This is a genomic window from Mycobacterium sp., from assembly GCF_032162105.1.
In the GTDB taxonomy this organism is placed as follows: Bacteria; Actinomycetota; Actinomycetes; order Mycobacteriales; family Mycobacteriaceae; genus Mycobacterium.
The window spans coordinates 1-4,744 of record NZ_JAVRPS010000109.1; the positions used below are offsets into that span (position 1 = coordinate 1).

Sequence of the window (4,744 nt, forward strand, 5' to 3'; positions counted from 1 at the left end):
TTCGCGCCGGGCAGCATGACGTCGAGAACGATCGCGTCGAAAGGGTTTTCCCGCGCCATCCAAATGCCGTCGGTGCCGTTGTGCGCGACATCGACGGCGAACCCCTCCGCCTCGAGGCCCTTGCGCAGCCCGGCGGCGAGCCGCTGTTCGTCTTCGACCACCAGTAGACGCATCGTGGAGCAATGATCTCAGCCCGAAACTGACGTGTGGCTGAATTCCCAGGCGACGCTATGCCAGGCTCTTCATGATCTCGGCGACCGGCGCCGCCTTGGCCCTCCGATAACCGGTGCCTGCCCAAACGTTGGTGCCGTGCGGATCGCCCGCCCGCACCGCGGCGGCCCGCAGCGGGCTGGTCAGGTAGTGGATCTCGGGATAGCCGAGCGGGGCGTCGGCATCGTGCTCGTCGATGAAGCGGTTGCGCAGGCCGCGCGCGTACCGGCCGGAGAAGGATCGGGTCACCACGGTCTCGGTGAACTGTGGGTCCTGCAGCGCGGCCCGGTGCACCGGGCTGCTGCCCGCTTCGTCGGCGAGCAGGAACGCGGTTCCCAGGCTTGCGGCCACCGCACCCGAGGCCAGCACGTCGGCGACGTCGACGGCGGTCATCAACCCACCAGCGGCGATCACCGGCACGTCCAGGCGCACTGTGGTCGCGCGGAGCAACTGCGAGAGCGGCTGGGTCGGCGGCGTGGCCGACGGGTCCAGCGTCCCGCGGTGCCCACCCGCCGCCGGACCCTGCGCGGCCACTGCGTCGACTCCGACCGCGACGGCCAGCTCCGCCTCGGCCAGCGTGGTGATCGTGCCGATCGTTGTGATGCCCGCGCCGCGCAGCCGTGCGCACTCTTCGGCGTCGGGCAGCCCGAACGTGAAGGACACCACCTCGGGTTTGAGGTCCATCACCACGTCGAGCTTCGCCGACCAGTGGTCGTCGTCGTAGCGGGGTTCGCCGAGGTGGACGTCGTAGCGCTTCGACTCATTTTCGAGGGTTTGCGCGTATCGGTGGATCGCGTCGGGCAGAGCGGCACTCGAGCGCACCACGAACAAGTTCACGCCAAGCGGGCCCGACGTCAGTGCCCGCGCGGCGGTGATGCGCTCGGCCAGGACGTCGGCGCTGAGGTAACCGGCGGCCAGGAAGCCCAGGCCACCCGTGTTGGACCCGGCCGCCGCCAGCTCCGGCGTCGTGGGTCCGCCCGCCATGGGTGCGACGATCACTGGGACCGCGAGATCCCGCAGATCGAAACCGCTCGGCATCGTTGCCTCCTCACCAGCTCGTTCCGTAACTTCGTATCACGTGGAGCCGAATGGGCTGGCGGCGGCGAAAGAAAACCCGATGTTCTCGCAGAGTGATGCCTATGAACGGTTCATGGGGCGCTGGAGCCACCGACTGGCGCCGCTGCTGGTGAAGTTCGCCGCCGTCAACCCCGGTGACGTCGTGCTCGACGTCGGCTGCGGCACCGGCGCGCTCACGTTTGCAGTCGCGGCGATCCCCTCCGTGCAGGTGACGGGTGTCGATCCGTCTGCCGCATATGTCGAATATGCGGCAGCGCACTCGCACAGCCGACGCGTACGTTTCGAGGTTGGTGACGCCCAAGCCCTGCCCCGCGCGGACTCCGTTTTCGACAAGACCCTCTCGATGCTGGTGCTGAACTTCCTGCCCGATCCAGCCGATGCGGTGCGGGAAATGATCAGGGTCACGCGGTCGGGCGGTGTGGTGGCCGCGACGGTGTGGGATTACGGCGACGGCATGGAGATGCTTCGCGCGTTCTGGGACGAAGCCGTAGCGCTGGCTCCCAATGCCGCGTCGCTCGACGAGGGTCACATGCCGTTGGCCCGCCACGGCGAGTTGACGGCCCTGTTGCGTTCCCAGGAGCTTGCGGACGTGGAAGAACGGCCGTTGAGAATCGACATGACCTTCGCCTCGTTCGACGACTACTGGCAGCCGTTCCTGTCCGGTCAGGGACCAGCTGGTGCCTATGCGGCCTCGTTGTCCGAATCCGATCGTCGGGCACTACACGTCAGGCTGCGCGATCGTTTGGTGAGCGGCGGGCCGGACCGGGGCTTCACCCTTGCCGCCCGAGCGTGGGCGGCCCGCGGCACGGTTACCTGACCGCCTTTCCGAACATCAGGCAGTCCTGCGGTTCAGGACCGAGATTGGGACACACCGCATACCGCGCGAGTCGGCCTTCCAGGGTGAGGCCGCAGCGCCGGAGAACCCCAGCTGACCCCGCGTTGTCGACGTGGCAGTACGCCGAAACCCGGTAGACGGTCGGATCGCGTCGAGCCTCGTCGATCAACAGCTGCGCTACCTCGGACATGATTCCCTGCCGCCACCACCGGCGACCCAGGCAGTACCCCAGCTCCACCGTGTGCGGTGTCAACCAGATCCAGCCGCAGGTGCCGACGAACTCGCCGGTGTCGCGCGTCTCGATCAGCCAGGTCGGGTCGTCGCCGACGTTGAACAGCTTGGTGATGACGCGTCGGGTTTCGTCGACACCCCGGTGCGGGATCCAGGACAGGTAGCGCGTCACTTCGGGATCGGACGCCAGCCCGTTGAACATGGCGTCGGCGTCGGTGACGCGCGGCGCCCGCAGCCGGACCCGCGTGCCGGTCAGCACTCCGGGAAGCACCAGGTGGTTCGCCATGGCTCCATCCTGCAGTGCTGTGCACACGGCGTCGAAGGTGGTTGACTCGAATGAATGGCCATCACGTTCAACCACACCATCGTGGCCGCCAAGGACCGTCGCGAGTCGGCGGACTACTTCACCGAACTCTTCGGGCTTCCGCCCGCCGCGGAGTTCGGACCCTTCCTGGCGGTGACTCTCAATCACGGCGTCAGCCTCGACTTCGCCGAGGCGCCCGACGACAGCGACATCCATCCGCAGCACTACGCGTTCCTGGTCTCCGAACCCGAGTTCGATGCGATCTACGGCCGCATCCGCTCACGCGGGCAGCAGTATTGGGCCGATCCTCGGGGCGCCCGCCCCGGCGAGATCAATGACCACGACGGCGGCCGCGGCGTCTACTTCCAGGACCCCGCCGGCCACTACCTCGAAATCATCACCCGGCCATACGGGTCCGGCGACTGAGCACCCGCGACGACAACACGGTCAGGCCGTCACCGCTCAGTCGCGCCAGCGCGCTGGGCCGGTCGCCCAGCACGGACACCAGGTCGGCCGCGCGGCCAGTGATCCGGGGCCCGTCGGTGCCGTGCGTCCAGTCCGCGTCGATGGCGGTCAGCCGCAGGCCGAGGCTGTTGCGGTACGCCGGGACGAACGGATTCGGCAGCGACACTTGTGCATTCAGCACGGCGGTGAGGGCTTCGTCGGGAACGTCGGGGTCCCGGTCCAGTGCGAGCAGGATGTCGAGTTCGTGGGTGACGTGATCGCCCAGCAGCAGGGTTCGCGGGAAGTACCGACCCATGCCGCGCGGGCGGTCGACCAGGCGCCCGAAGTCGTCGAGCAGGTCGGCCGGGCAACGGGTGGCCGCCAAGGTGCGGGCCAGTTCGGTGTTCGCGTCATCGAATGAACCGCGACGCCGGGCCATCTCGACGGCCACCACGCCAAGCCCGGCCCGGTAGCCGATGACCAGGTGGGCCAACACGTCGTGGTTGGACCACGCGTCGCACAGGCTCGGTGCAGCCCACTCCTCGGGACTCAAGGTCGACGCGACGGCCAGGAACCGAAGGTCGTTGGCGCGCAACAGCTCACGTACGGACATCGAGATGCTCCTTGAGGAAGGCGGTCTGGTCGGCGAGCACCTGGCTCACCAGCGGCGGGTGGTAGATGGCGAAGTGGTCCGACGCGTAGTGCCGGGCCACTCCGTTCGGAGCCCGTCGCGTCACCAGTGCGGCGTAGCGCGAGTCCATCAGGTTCTCCTGGTCGCACACGCAGACCAGCAGTGGCGCGGTGACCCGGCGGGCGTGCCGCAGCGCCGACGTCGTCACCATGGCGACTGCGTCGGCCGCGGCGATCCGGTTGTCGAAGCAACCATCGGGCGGGACGGTGGAATTCCACCCGGCCTGCGCTCCTGGCGCGGTCACCATGGCAACGCTGCCCGGCGGCCCGACGATCGGTACGTAGCGGCGGCCGCGGCGGGTCACTGCGCGCAGGGCGTCCTCGACGATGGCGGGGGTCAGCCGCAGCGGACCCGAGATGCCGAGGCTGCGTGCGGCGCCGGGCCCGTGCACGATCGGGCATTGGATCACGGCGGCCGCGAGGTCGGGCCGGGCGGCGGCCACGCGGACCACGTTCATGCCGCCAAGGCTGGTCCCCCACAATGCGAGCCGAACCGGGTCGACGTCGCACCGCTCGCCAAGGTAGGACAGTGCCGCGGTGACGTCGGCCCGTTGTCGCGGCATCGAGATGCGTTGTCGCGGTTGCCCGTCGGAGGCTCCGGTGTGGCGGTAGTCGAACGCCAGCGTCGCGATGCCCGCCGCGGCGAAGTGCCGTTCGTACTGCGCCAGCATCATGTCGTGCGTCGCGCCGAGACCATGGACCAGCACCACCGCCGGGTGCGGTCCGGATCGAGTGGGCAGCGTCAGCCACGCCGCGCACCGAGTGCCGCCGGAAGGGAAGTCGACGCGATGGGTCGGAATCTTCGTGGATGCTGAGGCGGGCATGACCCTCCTTGATAGGTACGGTGTACGTATTCGCTACACTGCATCACGTACGTTGTACTTGTCAAGGTTCCGCATGGGAGGAAATGTGAGAGCCCGATTCACGGTCGACGAAATCGCCACTGCGGCTTT

General features: G+C 68.4%; 7 protein-coding genes. 2 read left to right on the top strand and 5 right to left on the bottom strand.

Features of this window, described 5'->3' with window-relative positions; translation table 11 throughout:
- Together QOC69_RS05340 and QOC69_RS05345 are read right to left on the bottom strand one after the other, a co-directional pair.
- Positions 1 to 173 (bottom strand): response regulator (locus tag QOC69_RS05340; RefSeq protein ID WP_526437123.1); only part of this gene is annotated, 173 nt, incomplete at its 3' end.
- Positions 174 to 228: 55 nt separating this feature from the next.
- A complete protein-coding gene (locus QOC69_RS05345; protein WP_526437111.1) occupies positions 229 to 1,248 on the bottom strand; it encodes a nitronate monooxygenase in 1,020 nt (339 codons plus the stop codon).
- A gap of 79 nt (positions 1,249 to 1,327) precedes the next feature.
- Here QOC69_RS05345 and QOC69_RS05350 point away from each other — a divergent pair, with 79 nt between their 5' ends.
- Positions 1,328 to 2,104: a class I SAM-dependent methyltransferase gene (locus tag QOC69_RS05350; RefSeq protein ID WP_526437113.1), complete on the top strand. Its 777-nt coding sequence runs from the start codon at positions 1,328 to 1,330 to the stop codon at positions 2,102 to 2,104.
- On the opposite strand, the gene QOC69_RS05355 is transcribed toward QOC69_RS05350, so the two are convergent.
- Positions 2,097 to 2,639 (bottom strand): GNAT family N-acetyltransferase, encoded by a 543-nt coding sequence (locus QOC69_RS05355; protein WP_526437115.1) that lies wholly within the window; start codon positions 2,637 to 2,639, stop codon positions 2,097 to 2,099. The genes QOC69_RS05350 and QOC69_RS05355 overlap by 8 nt on opposite strands.
- Before the next feature lie 54 nt (positions 2,640 to 2,693).
- On the opposite strand from QOC69_RS05355, the gene QOC69_RS05360 reads away from it, so the two are divergent.
- Entirely contained in the window at positions 2,694 to 3,083 is a 390-nt protein-coding gene (locus QOC69_RS05360; RefSeq protein WP_526437117.1) for a VOC family protein, read from the top strand.
- Here QOC69_RS05360 and QOC69_RS05365 read toward each other — a convergent pair.
- Positions 3,055 to 3,714 (bottom strand): maleylpyruvate isomerase family mycothiol-dependent enzyme, encoded by a 660-nt coding sequence (locus QOC69_RS05365; protein ID WP_526437119.1) that lies wholly within the window; start codon positions 3,712 to 3,714, stop codon positions 3,055 to 3,057. The two genes, QOC69_RS05360 and QOC69_RS05365, sit on opposite strands and share 29 nt — an antisense overlap.
- Positions 3,701 to 4,615, bottom strand: a complete 915-nt coding sequence (locus QOC69_RS05370) for an alpha/beta hydrolase (RefSeq protein WP_526437121.1) — start codon at positions 4,613 to 4,615, stop codon at positions 3,701 to 3,703. Before QOC69_RS05370 ends, QOC69_RS05365 begins: the two co-directional genes overlap by 14 nt.
- Between the last annotated feature and the right edge of the window lie 129 nt (positions 4,616 to 4,744).

Excerpts from the sequence above, each read along its gene's own strand:
- QOC69_RS05345 (WP_526437111.1), bottom strand. The coding sequence starts at position 1,248 with ATGCCGAGCGGTTTCGATCTGCGGGATCTCGCGGTCCCAGTGATCGTC.
- QOC69_RS05350 (WP_526437113.1), top strand. The coding sequence starts at position 1,328 with ATGTTCTCGCAGAGTGATGCCTATGAACGGTTCATGGGGCGCTGGAGC.
- QOC69_RS05355 (WP_526437115.1), bottom strand. The coding sequence starts at position 2,639 with ATGGCGAACCACCTGGTGCTTCCCGGAGTGCTGACCGGCACGCGGGTC.
- QOC69_RS05360 (WP_526437117.1), top strand. The coding sequence starts at position 2,694 with ATGGCCATCACGTTCAACCACACCATCGTGGCCGCCAAGGACCGTCGC.
- QOC69_RS05365 (WP_526437119.1), bottom strand. The coding sequence starts at position 3,714 with ATGTCCGTACGTGAGCTGTTGCGCGCCAACGACCTTCGGTTCCTGGCC.
- QOC69_RS05370 (WP_526437121.1), bottom strand. The coding sequence starts at position 4,615 with ATGCCCGCCTCAGCATCCACGAAGATTCCGACCCATCGCGTCGACTTC.